17 protein-coding genes are annotated in these 24,021 nt (G+C 61.3%); 11 read left to right on the forward strand and 6 right to left on the reverse strand.

Annotation, left to right across the window (positions count from 1 at the left end; genetic code table 11):
* Positions 1 to 99: 99 nt before the first annotated feature.
* Positions 100 to 1,494 (reverse strand): PTS galactitol transporter subunit IIC, encoded by a 1,395-nt coding sequence (locus L4923_RS06855; protein ID WP_239363017.1) that lies wholly within the window; start codon positions 1,492 to 1,494, stop codon positions 100 to 102.
* A gap of 250 nt (positions 1,495 to 1,744) precedes the next feature.
* Here L4923_RS06855 and omp10 point away from each other — a divergent pair, with 250 nt between their 5' ends.
* From omp10 to L4923_RS06880, 5 genes are all read left to right on the forward strand, one after another.
* Complete coding sequence (omp10, locus tag L4923_RS06860) at positions 1,745 to 2,122, forward strand: outer membrane lipoprotein Omp10 (RefSeq protein ID WP_239363018.1); 378 nt, start codon at positions 1,745 to 1,747, stop codon at positions 2,120 to 2,122.
* Positions 2,123 to 2,404: 282 nt separating this feature from the next.
* A complete protein-coding gene (locus tag L4923_RS06865) occupies positions 2,405 to 4,408 on the forward strand; it encodes a 5'-nucleotidase C-terminal domain-containing protein (RefSeq protein ID WP_239363019.1) in 2,004 nt (667 codons plus the stop codon).
* A gap of 92 nt (positions 4,409 to 4,500) precedes the next feature.
* Positions 4,501 to 5,559, forward strand: coding sequence for a ferrochelatase (gene hemH, locus L4923_RS06870; RefSeq protein WP_239363020.1), 1,059 nt, complete (start codon positions 4,501 to 4,503; stop codon positions 5,557 to 5,559).
* Positions 5,560 to 5,709: 150 nt separating this feature from the next.
* Positions 5,710 to 6,666 carry an SPFH domain-containing protein gene (locus L4923_RS06875; RefSeq protein ID WP_239363021.1) on the forward strand — a complete coding sequence of 319 codons (957 nt, stop codon included), beginning with the start codon at positions 5,710 to 5,712 and terminating at the stop codon, positions 6,664 to 6,666.
* Positions 6,667 to 6,681: 15 nt separating this feature from the next.
* On the forward strand, positions 6,682 to 7,146 hold the full coding sequence (locus tag L4923_RS06880) for an NfeD family protein (RefSeq protein ID WP_239363022.1): 465 nt from the start codon (positions 6,682 to 6,684) through the stop codon (positions 7,144 to 7,146).
* Positions 7,147 to 7,172: 26 nt separating this feature from the next.
* Here the strand turns inward: L4923_RS06880 and L4923_RS06885 are convergent, their stop codons facing one another.
* Positions 7,173 to 7,550 (reverse strand): DUF4180 domain-containing protein, encoded by a 378-nt coding sequence (locus tag L4923_RS06885; protein ID WP_239363023.1) that lies wholly within the window; start codon positions 7,548 to 7,550, stop codon positions 7,173 to 7,175.
* A gap of 63 nt (positions 7,551 to 7,613) precedes the next feature.
* A complete protein-coding gene (locus tag L4923_RS06890; protein WP_239363025.1) occupies positions 7,614 to 8,615 on the reverse strand; it encodes a KpsF/GutQ family sugar-phosphate isomerase in 1,002 nt (333 codons plus the stop codon).
* A gap of 124 nt (positions 8,616 to 8,739) precedes the next feature.
* Between L4923_RS06890 and L4923_RS06895 the strand changes: the two genes are divergently transcribed.
* Positions 8,740 to 10,662, forward strand: coding sequence for an outer membrane beta-barrel protein (locus L4923_RS06895; protein WP_239363026.1), 1,923 nt, complete (start codon positions 8,740 to 8,742; stop codon positions 10,660 to 10,662).
* A gap of 79 nt (positions 10,663 to 10,741) precedes the next feature.
* On the opposite strand, the gene galU is transcribed toward L4923_RS06895, so the two are convergent.
* On the reverse strand, positions 10,742 to 11,626 hold the full coding sequence (galU, locus tag L4923_RS06900; RefSeq protein ID WP_239363028.1) for a UTP--glucose-1-phosphate uridylyltransferase GalU: 885 nt from the start codon (positions 11,624 to 11,626) through the stop codon (positions 10,742 to 10,744).
* A 194-nt stretch (positions 11,627 to 11,820) separates the two neighbouring features.
* Here galU and L4923_RS06905 point away from each other — a divergent pair, with 194 nt between their 5' ends.
* Positions 11,821 to 13,044, forward strand: a complete 1,224-nt coding sequence (locus tag L4923_RS06905; RefSeq protein WP_239363031.1) for a lytic murein transglycosylase — start codon at positions 11,821 to 11,823, stop codon at positions 13,042 to 13,044.
* 87 nt (positions 13,045 to 13,131) lie between these two features.
* Entirely contained in the window at positions 13,132 to 14,322 is a 1,191-nt protein-coding gene (locus tag L4923_RS06910) for an SGNH/GDSL hydrolase family protein (protein ID WP_239363034.1), read from the forward strand.
* A 62-nt stretch (positions 14,323 to 14,384) separates the two neighbouring features.
* Here the strand turns inward: L4923_RS06910 and L4923_RS06915 are convergent, their stop codons facing one another.
* A complete protein-coding gene (locus L4923_RS06915; protein WP_239363036.1) occupies positions 14,385 to 15,839 on the reverse strand; it encodes a glutamate synthase subunit beta in 1,455 nt (484 codons plus the stop codon).
* Positions 15,840 to 15,987: 148 nt separating this feature from the next.
* Positions 15,988 to 20,742, reverse strand: a complete 4,755-nt coding sequence (gene gltB, locus L4923_RS06920; RefSeq protein WP_239363038.1) for a glutamate synthase large subunit — start codon at positions 20,740 to 20,742, stop codon at positions 15,988 to 15,990.
* A gap of 457 nt (positions 20,743 to 21,199) precedes the next feature.
* On the opposite strand from gltB, the gene L4923_RS06925 reads away from it, so the two are divergent.
* The 3 genes from L4923_RS06925 (at position 21,200) to L4923_RS06935 (ending at position 23,775) form a co-directional block, all read left to right on the forward strand.
* Positions 21,200 to 22,252, forward strand: coding sequence for a threonine aldolase family protein (locus tag L4923_RS06925; protein WP_239363040.1), 1,053 nt, complete (start codon positions 21,200 to 21,202; stop codon positions 22,250 to 22,252).
* A 29-nt stretch (positions 22,253 to 22,281) separates the two neighbouring features.
* Positions 22,282 to 23,073: a PhzF family phenazine biosynthesis protein gene (locus L4923_RS06930; protein ID WP_343302727.1), complete on the forward strand. Its 792-nt coding sequence runs from the start codon at positions 22,282 to 22,284 to the stop codon at positions 23,071 to 23,073.
* Between the two features lie 66 nt (positions 23,074 to 23,139).
* Positions 23,140 to 23,775, forward strand: coding sequence for a LysE family translocator (locus L4923_RS06935; protein ID WP_239363041.1), 636 nt, complete (start codon positions 23,140 to 23,142; stop codon positions 23,773 to 23,775).
* Positions 23,776 to 24,021: the final 246 nt, after the last annotated feature.

The raw sequence follows: 24,021 nt of genomic DNA on the forward strand, positions 1-24,021 counted from the left end.
CTCCAAATTTGGGGCCGGCGACGACACCGCCACCGGCCCCATGTTTCATTTCAGGCACTGCTACTGCCTCAGGCGGACGGAAATCCGTCCAATCCAATCTCAGGCCGCTTCGTCCTCAGCACCGGCAGCGCGCTCCCAGGCTAGCGTGTTGCGGCGGTAGAGCACGAAGGTGCCCGCAATCACCAGCGCCAGCACGGCAAGTCCGGCAACGCCAAGACCTTGGATCGCCTCGATGATCACGTAGGGGACCCACAGGAAGCCGTCGACCACCGAGGTGATCTGCACGGCATGCTCGGGCATTTTGAAGCCGGAGGCGATGGCAGCACTGGTGAACAGCGGAGCAAGCGCGTTGGCGACATAGAAGCCGACAGCAAGCGTGATGGTGCCCACCACGACCATGCGGAAGACGTTGCCCTTGAGCAGCGGGGCTGTCATGGCCACGATGAAGGGGATGACCGCGAGGTCGGCGAACAGGATGACGCGGTTGCCCGGCAGGATCACCGACAGGATGATGGCGATCGGCACCAGGATCAGTGACGACGAGATCGCAGCCGGGTGCCCGATCAGGATCGCCGAGTCGAGACCGACGAGCAATTCGCGGTCACCGGTGCGCTTGCGCACGAATTCCTGCGCGGCATCGGACACCGGCAGCAACCCTTCCATCAACACCTTCACCATGCGCGGCAGAAGCAGCATGACGGCGGCAAGCGTCATGCCGGTGGAAAGCACCTTCGACAGCACCGTGCCGAAATCGCCTGCGTTGTAATAAGCGATCAAGCCGAGCACGAGGCCGATGATCAGGCCGAGCACCACCGGCTCGCCGAATACGCCGAAACGCTTTTCGATCGTCTCGGTGCTGATGTTGATCTTGTTGATGCCGGGGATGCGGTCCATCACCCAGTTGAGCACGATTGCGATCGGCAGGATCTGGGCGGATGCCAGATGCGGCACCGAGACGCCCGGAATGCCGTAGAACTGCTGCACGGCGCGCGCCGACCAGTCGGCGAAGAGCAGTGCAAGGGCTGCAACGAGGGCTGCAACGATCAGGCCGTAGGCGAGGCTGTTGGTGGCAGCCGTGGCCAGCGAACCGACGAAGGCGAAATGCCAGAAATTCCAGACGTCGACATTGAGCGTGCGGGTAAGGCGCAGAAGCAGGAGCGCGACGTTGACGGCGATGCCGATCGGGATCACCCAGAGACCGACGGAGGAACCGAAGGCGATGGCCGCGGCCGAAGGCCAGCCGACATCGACGATGTCACGCTGGATGCCGGTATTGGTGACGATGGCCTTCGCCACGTCGCCGATCGAGGTCAGCATCAGGCCGAGCACCAGATTGATACCGATGAAAGCAACGCCGATCGTGACGGCGGCACGAAATGCCCGGCCAACCTTGGCGCCAAGAACCACTGCAATGATGAAAATAACGATGGGCAACAGAACGGTCGCGCCAAGCGTGTCCACGGCCGATTTAAGGCCGGTCAAAAACGTGTCCATTTTTCCTCCCCAGGACGCCCGGTTGTGTCCGGCACGCCGCTCCAAGAACATTTGTGTTCTTCGATATACGAAAGTTGCAGCCTTTCAAGAGGCTGTCAATCGGCGCTTCCCCACAAAACGGTGGACGCCAGGGCGTCACCATACTGTTGCCTGCGCGCCACGCTACATCCGTCGCATACTTATGCGAGCCTTGTTTTCATCCGCAATTCGGGCGATGGAAGGGGCGCGGACCGAGGAGAGGTTTTACGACATGACCACAGCGCGCAAACTTATTTCGGCCAGCCTTGCCGTAACCGCCACCATCGCACTGGCTGCCTGCCAGACCGGCGCTCCCGGCGAGCCGCCGCCCTCTGCTGCGCCGAAGGGTGTGGAAGGCTCGTGGATTGATGCGCAGGGCACCGGACTTTCGACAATTTCGGCTGGCAAGTTTCAGACGGTTGCAACCGATACCGGCCAGAAGCTGGCCGACGGCAGCTATCGCATGACGGGCCAGACCTCGATCGAGATCAACGGCACCTCGCTGATCCGGCAGTCTCCCATCGCCTTCAATTGCCTGCTTGTCTCGATCAACCAGCTCAATTGCACCAGCCAGGCGGGCCAGAATTTCGTGCTGACACGCCGAAGCTGATACCAAGCCGTCGCAAATGCGGCGAAGTGGACCATTCTCATTCTTCACAACGGCCGCATCCAGCGATGCGGCCGTTGTCTCTTGCACGATCCTTCGCCGGCAAAACCGGCCGCGAATCCGCTTGCAACAGCAGAAAGGCAATGTGAACATACCCGACGAGGGCGTGTAACATTCCAGTCAAGCAGGGCAATTAAAACGCCACGACGGATTATCCGCATCGCTCCGGGATCGGCATGATATCTGGCGTGGTGAGGGCATTGTGAACGCAATGGGAGAGCAGGAATGAAGAAGATCGCTGCCGTCACAGCACTTGCGGCCGCCGCAATCGGCATGAGCACAAGCCTGTCTTTTGCCGACTACACCCTGAACATCCTGCACATCAACGACTGGCATAGTCGGATCGAAAGCAACAACAAGTACGAATCCACCTGTTCGGCAGAAGAAGAGACCAAGGGAGAGTGCTTTGGCGGCGCGGCCCGTCTCGTCACGGCGATCGCCGCTGAGCGCAAGAAATTGGAGGGCCAGAACGTGTTGCTGCTCAACGGCGGCGATAATTTCCAGGGCTCGCTCTTCTACACGACTTACAAAGGCAAGGCCGAGGCCGAGTTCCTGAATGATATGAAGTTCGACGCTATGACCGTCGGCAACCACGAATTCGACGACGGCGAAGATGCGCTGGCGCCGTTTCTCGACGTCGTCAAGTTCCCGGTGCTGTCGGCCAATGTGAAGGCAAGCGCCGCCGCCAAGGTGGGCGACCGCATCAAGCCGTCCGTGGTCATCGAGCTCGGCGGCCAGGAGATCGGCATTGTCGGTGCCGTCACCAATGACACGCCCGAACTGGCCACGCCGGGTCCCAACATCACCATCGAGGACGACATCAAGACCATCACCGCCGAGGTCGAGAAACTCAGGGGCCAGGGTGTCAACAAGATCATCGCACTCACCCATGTCGGCTATCCGCGCGACAAGGAGATGATCGCCAAGATTCCCGGCGTCGACGTGGTCGTGGGTGGACATTCGCATTCGCTTCTGTCCAACACCGATCCGAAGGCCGAAGGCCCTTACCCGACGATGATCGACAACCCGGACGGCTATAAGGTTCCGGTGACGCAGGCCGCCTCCTATTCCAAGCTGCTCGGCGAATTTAAAGTCGTGTTCGACGACAACGGCGTCGTCAAGGAAGCCAGCGGCAACCCGATCCCGCTCGACAAGTCGGTGACGCCTGACCCGCAGGTGCTTGCGCGCATCAAGGAACTTGGTGCGCCCATTGAAGAATTGAAAGCCAAGCAGGTCGGCGAGACCAGTGCCGCCATCGACGGCAGCCGCGAAAACTGCCGCACCCGCGAATGCGCGATGGGCAACCTCGTTTCCGATGCCGTGCTCGATCGCGTGAAGGATCAGGGCGTCCAGATCGCCTTCACCAATGGCGGCGGTCTGCGCGCCTCGATCGACCAGGGGAAGGTCTCGATGGGAGAAGTGTTGACGGTGCTACCGTTCCAGAACACCATCGCCACCTTCCAGCTTTCCGGTGCCGGCGTAAAAGAGGCGTTGGAAAACGGCGCCAGCCAGGTAGAGGAAGGTGCGGGTCGCTTCGCCCAGGTCGCCGGCTTGAGATATTCCTTCGATCGTTCGGCCCCTGCGCAGAGCCGCATCAAGTCGGTCGAGGTGATGGAGAACGGCAATTGGGTGCCACTCGATCCGAACAAGGACTATCTGGTCGCCGCCAACAACTACACGCGCCAAGGGGGTGACGGCTACAAGGTGTTCGCGGAGAAGGGCAAGAATGCCTACGACTACGGTCCAGGCCTCGAGCAGACCGTGGCTGACTATCTCGGCGCTCACAATCCCTACACGCCCAAGATCGAAGGGCGCATCACCGAAGTAGGCGCCGGGGCACAGCCAGCTGAGGCGACAAAGCCTGCGGAAACGGCTCAAACCGGCAGCGGCGCCGCCCTTGCAGACGCCACACCGGAGGTGCCAGCACCGCCTGCGGCCTCCAATAACATCGCCAACACGCCACCCGCGGTCGAGGCACCGGCGGCAAAGCCGGCCGATGCTCCTGCCGCTGAAGCAGGCAAGCAGGGCGAGACTGAAAAACCCGTCGAGGCTGGCGCGGCTGTCCAGGCTGGCGGCACCCACATCATCGCCCGGGGAGACACCTTCTGGGACATCGCGGTCAAAGCCTATGGCGACGGCACCAAATGGCGGCGCATCGCTCGTGCCAATCCCGGCCAGGAGCCGCATCGGCTGCTGGTTGGATCGGAACTGAAGATACCGGCGAAGTGAGGGACGGTCGCCGTCTCCCTTTGCAAGGCAAATAAGCACGCCAGGGTGCGGCCAGACGTGGCATTGAAACCACGTCTGGCGCTGTTAATTACATGCCCATGACATTCGCTACCGACACAAAGGCCGAGGCTCCCTTGCCCGCTGGCAGCTTTACATACAACAGCCCTGACAAGGTCGGGCTGATGCTGGTCAACCTCGGTACGCCCGACGGCACGGAATACGGACCGATGTGGCGCTATCTGCGCGAATTCCTGTCCGACCCGCGCGTTATCGAGCTGCCGCGCTGGATCTGGTATCCAATCCTCTATGGCCTTGTGTTGACCACCCGCCCGAGAAAATCCGGCGCCAACTACGCAAAGATCTGGAATCGCGAGAAGGACGAGTCGCCGCTGCGGACCTATACGCGGGGCCAAGGCGAGAAACTTGCCGTGCGTCTCGGTGATCTCACCAATGTCAGCGTCGACTGGGCGATGCGCTATGGCAATCCGTCGACGCGTTCAGTGGTGGAAAAGCTGGTCTCTAAAGGCTGCGACCGCATCCTGACCTTCCCGCTCTATCCTCAATATTCGGCGACGACGACGGCCACAGCCAACGATCAACTGTTCCGGGCGCTGATGAAACTTCGCCGCGCACCGGCGGTGCGGTCCGTGCCGCCCTATTATGCGGAACCCGTCTATATCGACGCGCTCGCGCGATCGATCGAAAGCCACCTGGCCACGCTGGACTTCGAGCCCGAAGTGGTGGTCGCCTCCTATCACGGCATCCCGAAACCCTATGCGGACAAGGGCGACCCGTATCAGCAGCACTGTCTGGAAACCACGCGTCTGCTGCGCCAACGCCTGGGCTGGAGTGAGGCGAAGCTGATCTCCACTTTCCAATCGCGGTTTGGCGCACAGGAATGGCTGCAGCCTTACACCGACAAGACGATGGAGCGACTGGGCAAGGAAGGCGTGAAGCGCATCGCCGTCGTCAATCCCGGCTTCTCGTCCGACTGCATCGAAACACTGGAAGAGATCGCCCAGGAGGCACAGGAAATCTTCAAGCACGCGGGTGGCGAAAAATTCGCGCACATCCCCTGCCTGAACGACAGCCCGGAAGGCATGGAGGTCATCGAGACCCTGGCGCGGCGCGAGCTGGCTGGCTGGATCTGACCATCGACTGCGCCGATACGAAAAGCCCCCTCCACGGCAGAACCGCGTTCAGTCGATTGTATCGGTCGCCAATTGTAACGACAATGAAACACACTTAAGTGTTTCGTGAGGCTTGGCCTCATGACGTGTCGGCAATTGAGGGAGAGCCGAATGGATTTCAGCGGTTTCACGGGTTTCGATATCGCGATCGTCGTTCTGGTCGCGCTGGTCCTAATCCTCCTGTTCAAAGGCATCCGCACGGTACCCCAAGGGTTTAACTATACGGTCGAACGCTTCGGGCGCTACACCAAGACGCTGACACCGGGCCTCAACATCATCAATCCCATCTTCGAACGTGTCGGCGCCAAGCTGAACATGATGGAACAGGTGCTGGATGTTCCAACCCAGGAGATCATTACCCGCGACAATGCCATTGTGGGCGTCGATGGCGTTGCCTTCTACCAGGTGCTGAATGCCGCCCAGGCCGCTTACCAGATTTCAGGTCTGCAAAACGCCATCCTGAACCTGACCATGACCAACATCCGCACCGTGATGGGTTCGATGGACCTGGACGAATTGCTGTCCAACCGCGATGCCATCAACGAGCGGCTGCTGCGCGTGGTCGATGAAGCGGCGCATCCATGGGGTATCAAGATCACCCGCGTCGAGATCAAGGATATCAACCCGCCGGCCAATCTGGTCGATTCCATGGCCCGCCAGATGATGGCTGAGCGTGACAAGCGTGCCCGCATCCTTGAAGCCGAAGGCCTGAAACAGGCTCAGGTGCTGGAGGCTGAAGGCCGCCGCGAAGCTGCTTTTCGCGATGCCGAGGCACGTGAGCGTGCCGCGGAAGCAGAGGCACGCGCCACGCAGGTGGTGTCGGAGGCCATCGCCAAGGGCGATGTGCAGGCGATCAACTATTTCGTGGCGCAGAAATATACAGAGGCGCTGGCCAAGATCGGTACCGCTGGCAATTCCAAGATCGTGTTGATGCCGATGGAGGCTTCATCGCTGATCGGCACTTTGGGCGGCATCGGCGAGATTGCCAAGGAGGTGTTCAAAGGCGACGGCTCGGGCACCCAGAGGCAGGCGTCACGCCCGCCGGTGGTACGCCCGAACGAGAGCTGATCGCGGAGCACGGCGATGCTGCATCAGCTTATCCTCGAACTTGGCCCGTGGAACTGGATGGTTCTCGGTTTCGTGCTTCTGGTGGCGGAAATCCTCATTCCCGGCGTCTTCCTGTTATGGATCGGCATAGCCGCGTTGTTGATCGGCGCGGTCTCGCTCGTCCTTTGGGATGCCGCCTTCTGGACCTGGCAAGCGCAGGTGTTGTCCTTTCTGGTGCTGGCACTGTTGTCTGCCTACGCCGGCAAGCGTTTCTTCAACGGCAGACGCGAGAACAGCGACCAGCCCCTGCTCAATCGGCGCGGCGAGCAGATGATCGGCCGCACGGCGACGCTTTCGGAGCCGATCCGCGAAGGCCGAGGCCGTATCCAGCTTGGCGACACGCTGTGGCGGGTCTCCGGCCCGGATTTGCCGGCCGGCGCGCGGGTGCGTGTAACGGGTGCGGCCGAAACCGACCTGGAACTGACGGTCGAGAAGATTTGAGATCGAGACGCCGGAGCGGGCTCTGCCTATGCAGCACCCGCTCTTGCGAGCAGCTTCTCTCTTAGCGCCTCAAAATCCGGCACGAACCAGATCGAGTTGCCTTTGTTTGTCTCGCGCACGAAATCACGCAGTGGTCCGCTGCGCGCAAGCGCCTCGCTGATATCGCCGACGATGGCGCATTTCAGGTGATAATTGACCATCTTCTGGAATGCCGCGCCGGCAAGGCCGGTGCTGAGTTTCAGGAAATCCGAGCCGAGCCGCTCGACAGGAATGGCAAGCAAATCGGCCCCGGACGAAAAGGCCGCGCCCAGCAGGTCATTGATATCGACTTCGCGTGCCAGCACCATGCCTTCCTTGGCGTAGTGAAGCACCCGCATGCCGCCAATCTCGATCAATTCATCCATGACAGTGCTCCCGCTCGGACGCAAAGCCGGCGTTCATGGAATCAGGCTTCGCGGAATTAAGGATCAGGCCGCGCCAACACGCAGCAGATCGTGGAAATGCACCACGCCGACCGGCGTACCACCCTCAACCACCACCAATGCACTGATGTTGTGTTTGTTGAGCAGCGCAATTGCGGCGCCTGCGAACATCTGTGGCTCGACGGTCTTGGGCGTGCGCGTCATGACCTCGTCGACGGTGGTCTCGGCGAGATTGCGATGCAGGTTACGGGCAAGGTCGCCGTCGGTAACGATTCCCGCCAGTTGGCCCTCGCCATCGACGACGCACACACAGCCGACCTTTTTCTGCGCCAGCGTCATCACCGCTGCCGGCATCTTGGTGCCGAGCGGCACAAGCGGAACCTGCTCACCCGTGCGCATGATCTCGGAAATCAGCGTCAGATTGGCACCGAGCTGGCCACCGGGGTGGAAGGTGCGGAAATGGTCGGGCGTGAAACCGCGTGCCTCCAGCAAGGCAATTGCCAGCGCATCGCCCATCACCAGTTGCAGCAGCGTCGAGGTGGTCGGCGCCAGCCCATGCGGGCAGGCCTCCTGCGCCTTCGGCAGCGTCAGCACCACGTCGGCCGCGCGCCCAAGTGCCGATTTTTCGCCTGAAGTCAGCCCGATCAACGGAATGGAGAACCGCCGCGAATAATCGATGATGCCTTTCAGCTCCAGGCTTTCTCCCGACCACGACAGCGCGATGATGGCGTCGTCCGGTGCAATCATGCCGAGATCGCCATGATTGGCCTCGACGGGATGTACGAAGAAAGCCGGAGTTCCCGTTGAAGCAAGCGTGGCAGCGATCTTGGAGCCGATATGGCCGCTCTTGCCAACACCGGTGACGATGACACGACCGGTGATCCGCGACAGGATGTCGACAGCCTGCCCGAAGGGTTCGGCCAAGCCATTTTCGAGCGCTGCGCTGAGCGCGGCCAATCCCGACTGTTCGGTGGCAACGGTTCTGAGCGCCGAAGCGATGGCGGCCTGACGATCCGCTGGCTTCTTTTTCAAGCTTGCAGCATGCATGGGCGAAGCGATTATCCTGTCCGCGCGCGTCTGTCCAATTCTATCGACTACGTCTCGTTAAGCGCCTCGAACCTAACACTCCATTAACCATCCCCATTTACGGTTCGGTAAGCATGGCGCCGGGATGCGCCACAACCGTGTGGTAACGATGTCGCGTGTCCAACCCGACCAGAGCCGTGGAAGGATAGCGGCCAGCGCTTTGCTGGCGGCGACAGCTCTGCCATTGCTGCTGGGGATGCCAGCCTCAGCCCAACAGCTCGATCTGCGCGGCCCTCTTGACGACCAACGCCTGGCACAGGTTCAACCGCTTGATCGGCAAGCGGGCGACCAACCCGTGACGCCTGGCCAGCAACCAAACAACCAAGCCCCTGGCACCCTGCCGACTCCGAGACTGCCGGCGGCCACAGGCATCCCGTCGCCGGCCTATCGGCCTGCGAGCCCCGGCGCATTGCCCGACAACCCCGATGTGTTGAATGCCGCGCCGGCTGACGGCCCGGACCAGGTCGACGCGACCGGCAATCCGATCCAACCCGGAACCGCTGGTGCCAACGGGACAGGTAGCTGGACGCCCGCCACAACCTTCGACGCTCAAGCCGCGCCGGACCCCCGGCGCGCGGCAGGAACCGGGACAGGGTCGAGGACGCCTGCGACGCAAACGCGCGCGCGATCACGGGCTGAACGCGCACAAGGCGACCCTGCAACCGCCGAAGAAGCTGAACAGGCAACCGGCCGCGCCGCCACCCGAGGTAATGCCCTTCGTCGACCGGGACAGGCGCCTGCAGAGCAGGAAGCGGCAACGGTGGAAAATCCCAATCTGCGCAACAGGACCATCGATGCCGAAGATCGCCAGCTGATTGATCCACGCGAAGTACGCACCGGTTCCATCGAAAACGGGCGTCTGCAGCGCGACGACGATCCCTATGCGCCGCTCGGCATCAAGGCTGGCACCTTCACTCTGAGGCCTTCGCTCGAACAAGGTGTTCTCGCCACCTCCAACGCCGACAACAGCGCCTCTGGCCGCTCGGCAACAATTTCGGAAAGTACGCTCCGCCTTAACGCGGTGTCCGACTGGGCCACCAATTCGGCCACCGTCGATGGCAACATCAATTATCGCAAAAGCCTTTCCGGCCAGGATGTGAAGGAGTGGCGCGGCCGCCTGGAAGGTACTCTCAATGTCGACCTCGACCATGACTGGCGCGCCATCGGCAGGCTAGGTTTCGAGACAGCTCCGGAAGGTGCCACCTCGCCGGAAGGCGTGGAGGGTGCAACCACCCAGCCGCAGCGCAAGACCTTCACCGGCAGCCTGGCGCTCCAAAAGGAAGTCGGCAAGCTGCGATTGGGCCTCACGGGTGAGGCCGAGCGCAGCGTCTATGGCGACGCGACCCTAGGCGACGGCACCATCCAGTCGCAGGAAACACGCAACTCGACCCTCTACACCGCGACCCTGCGCGGCGGTTATCAGATCTCGCCGGCGCTGACCCCCTTCGCAGAACTCGAGATCGGCCACCGAGCGTTCGACGAAAAGGTCGACCTCAATGGTTACGAACGTTCTTCCAACCGGCTTGGCGTACGCGGCGGTGTCGAGCTTGACCTGGGCGAAAAGTTGAATGGCGAGATGTCGGTCGGCTGGCTTCGCCAGGGTTTCGACGACAACCGTCTCGATCCGATCTCCGGAGCCACCGTGGCCGCAGATTTGCGTTGGTCGCCGGTACGCGGCACCATTGTGGGACTGGCCGGAGAAACCGTCTTGGAAGACTCCACCACGCCCGGCCAGAGCGGATCGGTGCTTTACACGTCCACGCTCCGGCTGGAACGGCAGATGCGTGCCAACCTCACCGGCAACACCGCCTTCGGCTTGTCTTATCGCGACTACGAAGGCACAGGCGACCACGATCTGATCTACAGCGCCCAGATCGGCGCAACGTGGTGGCTCAACCGTTATCTCGGCCTCACGTCCTACCTGCGGCACGAGCGGCTGAGCAGCAACATTGAAGGCCGCGACAGCAAGACCAACAGTGTCTATCTGGGCTTGACCGTCCAGCGCTGATCGATCACCAAAGAAAAAGGCCGGTGATCCACCCGGCCGTTCCCTGCCTCGTTAATCGCCAGGCTGCAGTCGCCTCGGCTCAGGCCTTGTCATATTCATCGAGCAAAGTGCGGATGACACCGGCCATGCTGCGGGCGGTACCCTCGCGCCATAATGCGAAGGCGACATTTGCCTCGACGAAGCCTTCCGGCGAGCCGCAATCGAAGGTACGGCCCCGATAGTGGTAGCCGTAGAAGGACTGGTTGTTCATCAGCTTGAGCATGCCGTCAGTGAGCTGTATCTCATTGCCCGCGCCACGCTCCTGGTTTTCCAGGATCTGGAAGATCTCCGGCTGCAGGATGTAGCGGCCATTGATGTAGAAATTCGACGGCGCGGTGCCCTTCTTCGGTTTCTCCACCATCTCGGTGATGCGGAAACCGGTATGCGTGTCCTCCCCGCGGCCGACGATCCCATATTTATGCGCTTCCGCGGGGTCACATTCCTGCACAGCGATGATGTTGTTGCCCGTCTCTTCATAAAGCTCAACCATGCCCTTCATACAGCTCTTCTGCGACTGCATGATCATGTCGGGCAGCAACAGCGCGAAAGGCTCGTCGCCGACCAGTTCTCGCGCGCACCATACGGCGTGGCCGAGGCCCAGCGGCACCTGCTGGCGGGTGAAGGAGGTCTGTCCCGGCGCCGGTTGCAGGCTCTGCAGGCGCGACAGCACCTCGTCCTTGCCGCGCTGGGCAAGCGTGTCATAGAGCTCGAACTGAACGTCGAAATGGTCCTCGATGACCGCCTTGTTGCGGCCAGTGACAAAAATGAAGTGTTCGATGCCTGCTTCGCGCGCTTCGTCCACGACATATTGGATGACGGGTCTGTCGACGACAGTCAGCATTTCCTTCGGGATGGCCTTGGTGGCGGGAAGAAATCGCGTGCCGAGACCGGCGACGGGGAAAACTGCCTTTCTGACTTTTCTCATCGATCCTCATCCGTTGCGGACTGCACGTTTGCCGGGACATTTTCATGCCCGAATTGAAGACTAGTGAACAGCCGGAGGCTTCCTGTCAAAATTTGTATCGGTCGTGTTTTTGTGGCCCGGCCGCTCTATGGTAAACCAAATCCTAACCGGGTTCGGCGATGAATGCTCTTCCTGAGATCGAAATGGAGGACATGATGCCCTTTCGCACCGCCGTTAAGCGCCTTGCCAGTCTTGCCTCGGCGACGGCGCTGTCGATTGCCCTGTTGATCCCAACGGGGCCTGCGCAAGCCGATGCCGGCTTCCGCAACTGGATCGCCTCGTTCCGCGCCACCGCCATTCAATCAGGCGTGTCTGGCGCGGTCTACGATGCCGCGTTCCGCAATATCAAGGATCCCGATTTGGAAGTGCTGGAAAAGGCTCGTTTCCAGCCTGAATTTACCGCTCCCGCCTGGGACTACTTCGACAATCGCGTGCATGAGCAGTCGATCGCCAACGGTCAGGCGATGGCACGCAAGTGGAAACCTTGGCTGGACAAGATCGAAGCCCGCTTTGGTGTAGACCGCTACATCTTGCTCGCCATCTGGTCGATGGAATCGAACTATGGCGAGATGCTGAAGCGTGACGATGTCATGCGCAACGTCATCCGTTCGCTGGCCACACTCGGCTATGGCGACAAGAAGCGTTCCAAGTTTGCCCGCACCCAATTGGTCGCGGCACTGAAGATCCTGCAGACCGGCGACATCGACGAAAGCCACCTGCAGGGCTCGTGGGCTGGCGCCATGGGTCACACCCAGTTCATCCCCACCAGCTACCAGGCCTATGCGGTCGATTTCGACGGCAATGGCCGCCGCGACATCTGGACTTCCGTGCCGGACGCACTGGCCACCGCTGCCAATCTCCTGAAGAAGAACGGTTGGCAGGCGGGCAAGACCTGGGGCTATGAAGTCTCCCTGCCCGACGGCAAGATGCCAGGCGGCTCCATGTCGCTTTCAAAATGGCAATCGATCGGTGTTGCCCGTGCCAGCGGAAAGCCCTTCCGGAACGGCGCGGACAGGGCCGAACTGAAGCTGCCGGGCGGCCGCCAAGGTCCAGCCTTTCTGGTGACCCGCAACTTTTCGGTGATCAAGCGCTACAACAACGCAGATAAATACGCATTCGCCGTCGGCCTGCTGGCCGATCAGATCGCGGGCTACGGTACGCTGGTAAACGATTGGAAGCGCCCCTTCACCAAGCTCAGCTTCGCCGAAAAACAGGAACTGCAGCAGCGTCTGGCCGATCATGGTTATTACAGCGGCAATTTCGACGGCAAGATCGGCCAGGCGTCCAAGGACGCCATCATGGCTTACCAAGCCAAGGTTGGCTTGACCCCGGACGGTCATCCGAGCATGGAAGTTCTGAAGACGCTGCGACAGCGCTAAGCATTCGGCAAACGCAAGCGAATGACCCGGTTATGGCCGGGTCTTCGTAGAAAAAGGAGAGGCGGTTTGGAGGCGGCAACGCGCTCGATGGCTGGATTTCGTCGGCTGCCGCTCCTCCTCGTCGCGGCCGCCGTTCTGATTGTCGGCGCCGCCACAGCATTCCACGCCCCGGCTTTCGCCCAGGAAGAGGAAGCGCGGCCCTGGTCTCTGCGGGATCTGTTCTTCCCTCGTCGCAGCGAACGCGTGGCACCTCCGCCGGATGTCCGCTTCCCGCCTCGTCCCAAAAAGAAGAAGCCAGTCGTGCGCAAGCCGGCGGAGCCGCAGGTGCCGGTGGTGGAAAAGGCACCAGACGCCCGCACAATCCTCGTCATCGGCGACTTCATGGCAAGCGGCCTTGCCGAGGGTCTCAACGAGGTCTTCGCCAACAATCCTGCTATCCGCGTCGCCGACAAGGCGAAGGGCTCCTCCGGCTTCGTGCGCGACGACGTCTATAACTGGCCACAGGAGATCGCAGGCGTCCTCGCGACCGAAAAGCCGGCCGCAGTCATCGTCATGATGGGTTCCAACGACCGCCAGCAGATGAAGGTTGGCGAGGAGCGCGAACAGCCGCGCACGGAAGTGTGGACGAAGGCCTATGAACTGCGCACCGAGGCACTTGCCAAAGCGCTGGCCAACTCCAAGATTCCCTATCTGTGGGTCGGCATGCCGGCTTTCAAGACACAAAAGATGACCGCAGATATGCTGGCCTTCAACGGCATCTATCGTGGCGCCGCCGAAGCCTACAATGGGGAATTCGTCGACATTTGGGACGGTTTCGTCGACGAGAACGGTGCTTTCGTCTCGACCGGCCCGGACGTCAACGGCCAGCCGGTGCGCCTGCGTGCCGATGACGGCATCAACATGACGCGCGGCGGCAAGCGCAAGCTCGCCTTCTATGCCGAGAAGCCGCTGTTGAAAATCCTCGGCCTGTCAGCGCCGACGGCCCCGGCATCATTGCCCGCCGGTCCTTTGCCGTCGGGACAACCGGTGACGCCGGCTGCACCGATGCCAGTCGACCGCACCGACCCCATTGCCCTTGGCGACCCGGCACTGGACGGGGGAACGGAGCTGATGGGCGCAACGCCGCCGGCAAAACCCGCTCTCGTGCTTCCAGGAGAAAAACTGGCGGTCCGAGGCATCGCGCCAGCCGCTTCGCCCGGCCGCGCCGATGACTTCGGCGGGGCAGCGGCGAGTGTGCCGGCGCGAGAAACGACCAATGCGATTAAGGTAAGAGAGTAGCGAGTAGCCAATAGTAAGTAGTGATAAGGAGCCCCCTACTCGCTATTGGCTATTCACCCGTTTCAGCGTGGCAGCACGCTTGAGCCGGTCAACGCTTCGTCGATAGCCCGCGCCGCCTGACGGCCCTCGCGGATCGCCCACACCACCAGCGACTGCCCACGGCGTATGTCGCCGGCAGCATAGAGCCGGTCAACGCTGGTGCGGTAATCCTGATCGTTGGCAGCGACATTCTTCGAACGGCGCGCGTCCGTGACGATTTCAAGCTTCCCATCCAGTTCCGCCGTCACGGCGCCATCGATCGGGCCGGCGAAACCGATGGCGATGAAGGCGAGGTCGGCGCGGATGACGAATTCCGTGCCGGGGATCGGCTTGCGCTTCTCGTCCACCTCGCAGCACTTCACACCGGTGAGCTGACCTTCCTCGCCGATGAATTCCAGCGTCGCGACCTGGAACTCGCGCTCGGCACCTTCGGCCTGGCTCGACGAGGTGCGCATCTTGGTCGCCCAATAAGGCCAGACCGAAAGCTTGTCTTCCTTCTCCGGAGGCTGTGGACGGATGTCGAGCTGAGTGACCCGCACCGCCCCCTGGCGGAAGGCGGTTCCGACGCAGTCGGAAGCCGTATCACCGCCGCCGACGACCACGACATGCTGGCCGGATGCCACGATCGGCCGCGACGGCCAAGCGACCGACTGGATGTCTTCGCCGCCGACACGCTTGTTCTGCTGGACGAGGTAAGGCATCGCGTCATGCACGCCTTCGAGATCGTCGCCAGGGATGCCGGCAGGACGTGGCGTTTCCGAACCGCCGCAATAGAGCACTGCATCATATTCGGCGAGCAATTCCTCGACCTTCTTGTCGACGCCGACATTGACGCCACAATGGAAGGTCACGCCTTCACCCGCCATCTGCTCGATACGACGGTCGATATAGTGCTTCTCCATCTTGAAGTCGGGAATGCCGAAACGCAGCAGCCCGCCTGGACGGCTCTCGCGCTCGTAAACATGCACGTCATGCCCGGCGCGACCAAGCTGCTGTGCCGCCGCCATGCCAGCCGGACCCGAACCGATGACGGCAACCTTCTTGCCGGTCTTCTTTTCCGGCGGATAGGGTCGAACATAGCCGGTCTCATAGGCCTTGTCGGCAAGCGCCTGCTCCACCGTCTTGATAGCGACTGGAATGTCTTCCAGGTTCAGCGTGCAGGCTTCCTCGCAAGGCGCGGGGCAGATGCGGCCGGTGAATTCCGGGAAATTGTTGGTCGAATGCAGATTGCGGATCGCCGCGTCCCAGTCGCCATTGTAGACGAGATCGTTCCAGTCCGGAATCTGGTTGTGGATCGGACAGCCCGTCGGGCCGTGACAGAAGGGAATGCCGCAATCCATGCAGCGCGCGGCCTGCTTCTCGACTTCTGGCTGCGACATCGGCAGCGTGAACTCGCGAAAATGCCGGATACGATCGGATGCCGGCTGGTACTTGTGCACCTGCCGGTCGATCTCGAGAAAACCTGTTACCTTGCCCATGTCTCGGTTCCTGTAGAGCACGTGGCGGGGTTACCGCCGCACCCGTTATCCTCATCCGGTCGCAAGCGCAACCGCGGGATCGGGTCATTGATTGGCTGTATCGTGTGACGGTTGCCGGGAAGCGCATGCTTCCCGGCTGACCGGACGCCTATTCGGCCGCCACGCTCATGCGGGCGCGCTCCATCTCCTGCAGCGCACGGCGATACTCGACCGGCATGACCTTCCGGAATTTCGGCCGGAAGCTAGCCCAATTGTCGAGTATCTCCTTGCCGCGTGTCGAACCGGTGAAGTGCACATGGTTCGAGATCAGCTGATAGAGACGCTCCTCGTCATGGCTGGTCATGTCGCCCGACACATCGACGCGACCCTTGTGGTCGATGTCGCCGCCGTGATGGAGCAGTTTCTCCATCAGATCGTCCTCTTCCGGGACCGGCTCCAGTTCAACCATGGCCATGTTGCAGCGGAGCGCGAAATCGCCTTCCTCGTCCAGAACATAGGCGACACCGCCCGACATGCCGGCCGCGAAGTTGCGGCCGGTCTTGCCGATGACGACGACCACACCACCGGTCATGTATTCGCAGCCGTGATCGCCAACGCCTTCCACCACCGCTACCGCGCCGGAATTGCGCACCGCGAAACGCTCACCGGCAACGCCACGGAAGTAGCACTCGCCCTCGATGGCGCCATAGAGCACGGTGTTGCCGACGATGATCGAATCTTCAGCGACGATCTTGGCGTCTTCCGGCGGACGAATGACGATGCGGCCGCCCGACAAACCCTTGGCGACATAGTCGTTGCCGGCGCCGATCAGTTCGAACGACACGCCACGTGCCAGGAAGGCGCCAAAGGACTGGCCGGCAGTGCCGGTCAGCGTCACCTTGATAGTGTCCTCGCGCAGGCCCTTGTGCTTGAAGCGCTTGGCGACCTCGCCCGACAGCATGGCACCGGCGGAGCGGTCGACATTGCGGATCGGCAGCGCGATCTCGACTGGTTGGCGCGCCTCGAGCGCAGGCTTGGCCTGTTCGATCATCTGGCGGTCGAGCACGTCGTCGATCGGATGCTTCTGGCGTTCGGTCCAGTGCACAGCCTCACGCGGCGCCTCGGGCTTGTAGAACATCTTCGAGAAGTCCAGCCCGCGCGCCTTCCAGTGATTGACGACCTCGCGCTTTTCCAGAAGATCGGTATCGCCGATGACCTGGTCGAGATGGGTGTAACCCATTTCAGCCAACAGCTCGCGCACCTCTTCCGCCACGTAGAAGAAGTAGTTGATGACGTGTTCCGGCGTGCCCTTGAAACGCTTGCGTAGCACCGGATCCTGGGTAGCGACACCAACCGGGCAGGTGTTGAGATGGCACTTGCGCATCATGATGCAGCCGGCTGCGATCAGCGGCGCTGTCGAGAAGCCGAACTCGTCGGCACCCAGCAGCGCACCGACGATGACGTCGCGGCCGGTGCGCAAGCCACCATCGACCTGTAGCGCCACTCTGGAGCGCAGGCCGTTCAGGACAAGCGTCTGGTGCGTCTCGGCCAAGCCCATTTCCCAGGGCGAACCGGCGTGCTTGAGCGACGTCAGCGGCGAGGCACCGGTGCCGCCGTCATAACCGGAAATGGTGATGTGGTCGGCGCGCGCCTTGGCGACACCTGCCGCCACCGTACCGACGCCCACTTCCGACACAAGCTTCACCGACACGTCAGCAGCCGGATTGACGTTCTTCAGGTCGTAGATCAGCTGCGCCAGATCTTCGATCGAATAGATGTCGTGATGGGGCGGCGGCGAGATCAGGCCGACGCCCGGAGTCGAGTGGCGCACCTTGGCGATGGTCGCGTCAACCTTGTGACCGGGCAGTTGGCCGCCTTCACCTGGCTTTGCACCCTGCGCCACTTTGATCTGCATCATATCGGAGTTGACGAGGTATTCTGCACTCACGCCAAAACGACCCGATGCCACCTGCTTGATGGCAGAACGTTCGAGATTGCGGCCGCCGCCAGGCAGTGGCAGATAACGATCCGGCTCCTCGCCCCCCTCGCCCGTGTTCGACTTGCCGCCGATCGTGTTCATGGCGATCGCCAGCGTGGTGTGGGCTTCCCGCGAGATCGAACCGAAGGACATCGCGCCCGTCGAGAAGCGCTTCACGATCTCGGCGGCCGGCATCACCTCATCCAGTGCGACCTTCTTGCGGCCTGTTTCTTCAGCCAGCTTGATGCGGAACAGGCCGCGGATCTGCTGGGCGCGTGCCGTCTCGCTGTCGATCTGCTGCGAGAACTCCTTGAAGGTCGACCACGAACCCTTGCGCACGGCGTGCTGCAGCGTGGCAACAGCATCGGGTGTCCACATGTGGGCTTCGCCGCGCATGCGGTACATGTAGTCGCCGCCGACCTGCAGGCTGGTGCGCAGCACCGGATCGTCGCCGAAGGCGTCGCCGTGGCGTGCCAAGGTCTCTTCCGAAACCTCTTCGAGGCCGACACCTTCGATGAGAGTGGCGGTGCCGGTGAAGTACTTCTCGATGAAATCGCTCTTCAGGCCGACCGCATCGAAGATCTGCGCGCCGCAATAAGATTGATAGGTCGAGATGCCCATCTTGGACATGACCTTGAGGATACCCTTGCCGATCGACTTGATGTAGCGCGAGACGACTTCGGAGGCATCGACCTCTTCCGGCATCTCACCCTTCTTGTGCATGTCGAGCAGCGTATCGAAGGCGAGATACGGGTTGATCGCTTCCGCACCATAGCCGGCGAGGCAGCAGAAATGGTGCACTTCGCGCGGCTCACCCGATTCCACGACCAGGCCGACCGACGTGCGCAGACCCTTGCGGATCAAATGATGGTGTACGGCCGCCGTCGCCAGCAGCGCCGGAATGGCGATGCGGTCCGGCCCGACCTGCCGGTCCGACAGGATGATGATGTTGTAGCCGCCGGCCACCGCCGCTTCGGCACGGTCGCACAGGCGCTCGACCGCGCCTGCCATGCCCGCTGCCCCTTCGGTGATCGAATAGGTGACGTCGATGGTCTTGGTGTCGAAGCGGTCCTCTGTGTGGCCGATGGAACGGATCTTCTCCAGATCGCCATTGGTCAGGATCGGCTGGCGCACTTCCAGCCGCTTCTTGCGGGAGGAGCCGACAAGGTCGAAGATGTTCGGCCGCGGCCCGATGAAAGAAACCAGGCTCATCACCAACTCTTCGCGGATCGGATCGATCGGCGGGTTGGTGACCTGGGCGAAGTTCTGCTTGAAATAGGTGTAGAGCAGCTTCGACTTGTCCGACATCGCCGAAATCGGCGTATCGGTGCCCATCGAGCCGACGGCTTCCTGGCCGGTGACGGCCATCGGCGCCATCAACAGCTTAAGGTCTTCCTGGCTGTAGCCGAAGGCCTGCTGGCGATCGAGCAGCGTCACATCCTTGCGCAGCGCGCGCGGCTCGACCGGATTAAGATCCTCCAGCACCAGCTGGGTGCGCTTGAGCCAGTCCTTGTAGGGATGCTGGGTGGCGATTTCCTTCTTGATCTCCTCGTCGGAGATGATGCGACCCTTGACCAGATCGATCAGCAGCATCTTGCCCGGCTGGAGGCGCCATTTGCGCACGATGTGCTTTTCCTCGACCGGCAGCACGCCAGCCTCGGATGCAAGGATGACACGGTCGTCGTCGGTGACGATATAGCGTGCCGGCCTCAGGCCGTTGCGGTCCAGCGTCGCGCCGATCTGGCGTCCGTCGGTGAAGCAGACCGCAGCAGGACCGTCCCACGGCTCCATCAAGGCTGCGTGATATTCGTAAAAAGCCTTGCGATCGGCATCCATCGACTTGTTGCCGGCCCAGGCTTCCGGGATCAGCATCATCATCGAATGCGCCAGCGTGTAACCGCCCTGGAACAGGAACTCCAACGCATTGTCGAAGCAGGCCGTGTCCGACTGTCCCTCATAGGAAATCGGCCAGAGCTTCGAGATGTTGTTGCCGAAGAGTTCGGAGTCGACCGAGGCCTGGCGGGCCGCCATCCAGTTGTTGTTGCCGCGCACGGTGTTGATCTCACCGTTGTGGGCGACCATGCGGTAGGGATGTGCCAGCTTCCACGACGGGAAGGTGTTGGTCGAGAAGCGCTGGTGGACCAGGATCAGCGCCGTTTCGAAGCGCGGGTCGGACAGGTCCTTGTAATAGGCGCCGACCTGGTAGGCCAGGAACATGCCCTTGTAGACGATGGTTCGCGCCGACAGCGACACGCAATAGGAGCCGATGTCCTTGTTGTTGTGCTCGGCATAGATGCGGCCTGAGATCACCTTACGAAGAAGGTAGAGGCGCGCCTCGTATTCCTCGTCATTGTCGATGTCAGGCGTGCGGCCGATGAAGACCTGCCGATGGAACGGTTCGGCAGCGGCAATCTCCGGCGCCTTGGACAAGGAGGAATTGTCCACCGGCACGTCGCGGAAACCGATCAGCGGCAGACCTTCCGACTGCGCCGATTCCGCGATGATCGCATCGACATGGGCACGCAACTCCGGGTCCCGCGGCATGAACCAGTGACCGACGCCATACTGGCCGGCCGGCGGCAGTTCGATGCCCTGCTTGGCCATTTCTTCGCGGAAGAAGCGATCGGGGATTTGCACCAGCACGCCGGCGCCGTCGCCCATCAGCGGATCCGCCCCCACCGCGCCGCGATGGGTGAGGTTCTCCAGCATGAACAGGCCGTCCTTGACGATCTGGTGCGACTTCACACCCTTCATTTGGGCGATGAAGCCGACACCGCAGGCGTCATGCTCATTGCGCGGATCATACATGCCCTGGGCGGAGGGGGATCGGTCGAACAGCGCGGTAGTCGGAGCGGTAGTGGTTCGAAGCACAGTTTTGACGGTGGCCGCTTTCGTCTGTGCAACCGGGGCAAAAACCGTCGTCACAGATGGCGTCACTTCCGTCATCGTCCTATCCTCTGTTCTGCGCCACTTGGGCGCTTCTTCTCCATGGGAAGTTTGACACTTCCCTCTCACATCTCTCGCACCTGTCGCGAAATCTGGCGAACCATGCCGGGCATCGTCCGGCCGGGCTCGGCCTGTCATCGCACGCCACTCGTGGCGGCAGCCAGACCAGCGTCGATCATACGCCAATCCGGCCTGGTTGGTACTGGTAAATAAGACAGCAATGCTGTCCTAAATTTTCTATGGCAGAAATCTATATCCCACACAAGACCGATTTGGAAATTTCCCGGCCGTTTTGCGAAAGAAAATTACCCAACCTCGGACACCGTGGAAACTTTGTGGCGGGCGACGTGGAAGACTTCTGGCTCCAAACATCCTGACAGCGCTGGACCTTGCGGGGTCCGCCAGAATGCCGTCATGGTCGCGCCTCCCAAATCGCCAAGAGATGAGCTCCAAAAGTATGTTTTTTGCCTCCGACAACTGGGCAGGCGCCCATCCTAAGGTTGCCGCTGCACTCAGTGCGCACAATACGGGCTATGCGGCCGCCTATGGCGACAGCGATCTCGACAAGGCGGTCTATGAACGCTTCAGCGAGATTTTCGAGCGTGAGGTTGCGATTTTCTTCGTGGCCACCGGTACCGCCGCCAACTCGCTTTCGCTCACCGCTTACAACAAACCCGGCGGCATCACCTTCTGCCATCGTGAGTCGCACATTGTGGAAGACGAATGCGGGGCCCCGGAATATTTTACCGGCGGCTCGCGCCTCAGGCCGGTCGATGGTGCGCTCGGCCGTATCGACCCGAGCGCCCTCGAGCAGGGGATCGAGCGCTTTGCCGGAGAAGTCGTCCATGCCGGCCGGCCGATGGCGATCTCGATCACCCAATCGACCGAAGCGGGTACGATCTATGGGCTGGACGACATCGAGGCCATCTCGAAAATCGCCAGCCGCTACGGTCTGCCGCTGCAAATGGACGGGGCCCGTTTCGCCAACGCACTCGCTTCCTTGGAGACGACTCCCGCGGAGATGACCTGGAAGCGAGGTATCGACATCCTGTCCTTTGGCGGGACCAAGAATGGCTGCTGGTGCGCCGAAGCCATCGTGCTATTCGATCTCGACCGCGCCAAGGAGCTTACCTTCCTGCGCAAACGTGCCGCTCAGCTCTTTTCTAAATCGCGCTTCATCGCCGCACAGTTCGACGCCTATTTCAAGGACGGCCTATGGATGGAGACAGCCCACCATGCCAATGCCATGGCAGCGCGGTTGGCAGCAGCGATCGAAGATGACGAAAACTCGAAGCTGGCGTGGCTGCCGCAGGCCAATGAGGTCTTTGCCATACTCGACCGGAAGAGGGCCGAAAGGCTGCTAGCTTCAGGTGCCGCCTTCTACGATTGGCATATGCCCCACGGTTTCGATGGTCATATCGGCGAGAATGAAGGGCTCTACCGGTTCGTGACCAGCTTCGCGACCACGGAAAAAGATATCGACCGCTTCGCCGAACAGCTGAGGGCCTGAGCAACAGAAGCACAAACGGAAGCAACGCCATGACGGCAATGTATCAAGTCGACGCCTTCTCAGACCGGATCTTCGGCGGCAATCCCGCCGCCGTGCTCATTCTCGATGATTGGCTGGCCGACAACGTCATGCAATCGATCGCAGCCGAGAACAATTTGGCTGAGACCGCTTTTGCCCGGCCAAACGGCAAAGGTTGGGACCTGCGCTGGTTCACACCCGTTCACGAGGTGGATTTCTGCGGGCATGCCACGCTGGCGACGGCGCATGTGCTTGCCGCACATCACAACGTGCCAGGTGAAATGGCCTTTTTGACCCGCGTTGGCGAGTTGCGTATTGCTCACGTCGGCGGCGGTTATCGCATGGATCTTCCTTCTTTTCCGCCCGAGCCACTGCCAGCCCTGCCGGTTCTGATCGCCGAGTTGTTCGCGGGCGTCGAGTACAACGCTTTCCGCAATTTCGAGAACATCTTCGTCGAATTGCCTGACGAGGCGGCGGTTCGCGCCTTCGTGCCCGATCTGGCGAAGATCGCAACGCTGAAGTCGCAGGGACTGGTCATCACCGGCAAAAGCGACACCCATGATTTCGTCTCGCGCTATTTCGCGCCGGGCGCCGGAATCCCGGAGGATCCAGTGACCGGCTCGATCCACGCGACACTCGTTCCGTATTGGGCAAATAAGCTTGGCAAGACCCGCCTCTCGGCGTTCCAAGCCTCGGCCCGCGGTGGTCATCTATTGTGTGAACTGGCTGGCGATCGCGTTCTGATAACCGGCAAGGCCATCACGTTCATGCAAGCGGAGATACACCTGCCCAAGGACCTGTAGATCCGCTTTGGATGGATGGAGATTTCAGGTAAAGCAATATTCGCCAGTTCCTTCAGAGGCCAGACCATGCCCTCCACCGAAGTTCTCATCGCATTCATCATCACCACGGCGATTTTTGCCTACATCCCCGGTCCGGCCATGCTTTATGCGGCAGCACAGACGATCGCACGGGGCCGCTGGTCGGGAATGATGGCGACGCTCGGGATTCATCTCGGTTGCTACATCCATGTCATTGCGGCTGCTGCCGGGCTGTCGGTCCTCTTCCACGCCGTGCCGGTGCTTTATCTTGTCGTGAAGCTCGCCGGCGCCGCTTACCTGATCTGGCTGGGTATTTCGATGTTCCGCGCCAAAGCTCAAGGCGATGAAACCGCGCTGCCTGTGCTCGAGGCGAAATCGGGGCGCCGGGCGTTCCTGGAAAGCATCACCGTCGAGGTGCTCAATCCCAAGACGGCGCTGTTCTTTTTGGCCTTCCTGCCGCAATTCATCGACGCATCGGCCACTTTGCCGGTTTGGGCGCAGTTCCTTATCCTCGGGACCATTGTCAACCTCGTCTTCTCGTCGGCAGACGTAGTCTGCGTCATGCTGGCTGGCGTGCTCGTCGCAAGGCTTAAGCGCTCCAGTGGAGCGCAGCGGCTCATGCGCCGCGCCGGCGGCGCGCTGCTGGTAGGGCTCGGCGCACATCTGGCGCTGCAGAAAACCTAGAACGTTTTCCGATTTTCTCGGAGACACTCTAACCTGTTGCTTTTTAAGCGATCTGCTACGAGGAACCGCTGCGCATTTTGCTGGAATTGCTCAGCTTGCCCCTTTCCACCTGGCAGCGTCTTCGAAAACCGGAAACTGGTTAAGGTGCGGTGGTGAACTCCTCCCCAAATTCTTTTCTACGTCTCTTGACCTCAAGCTAACTTGAACTTGTAGGACGAAGCTTAATCGATCCGGGACTGCACTGCT

The organism is Terribium retamae (assembly GCF_022347545.1).
GTDB lineage: Bacteria > Pseudomonadota > Alphaproteobacteria > Rhizobiales > Rhizobiaceae > Mesorhizobium > Mesorhizobium retamae.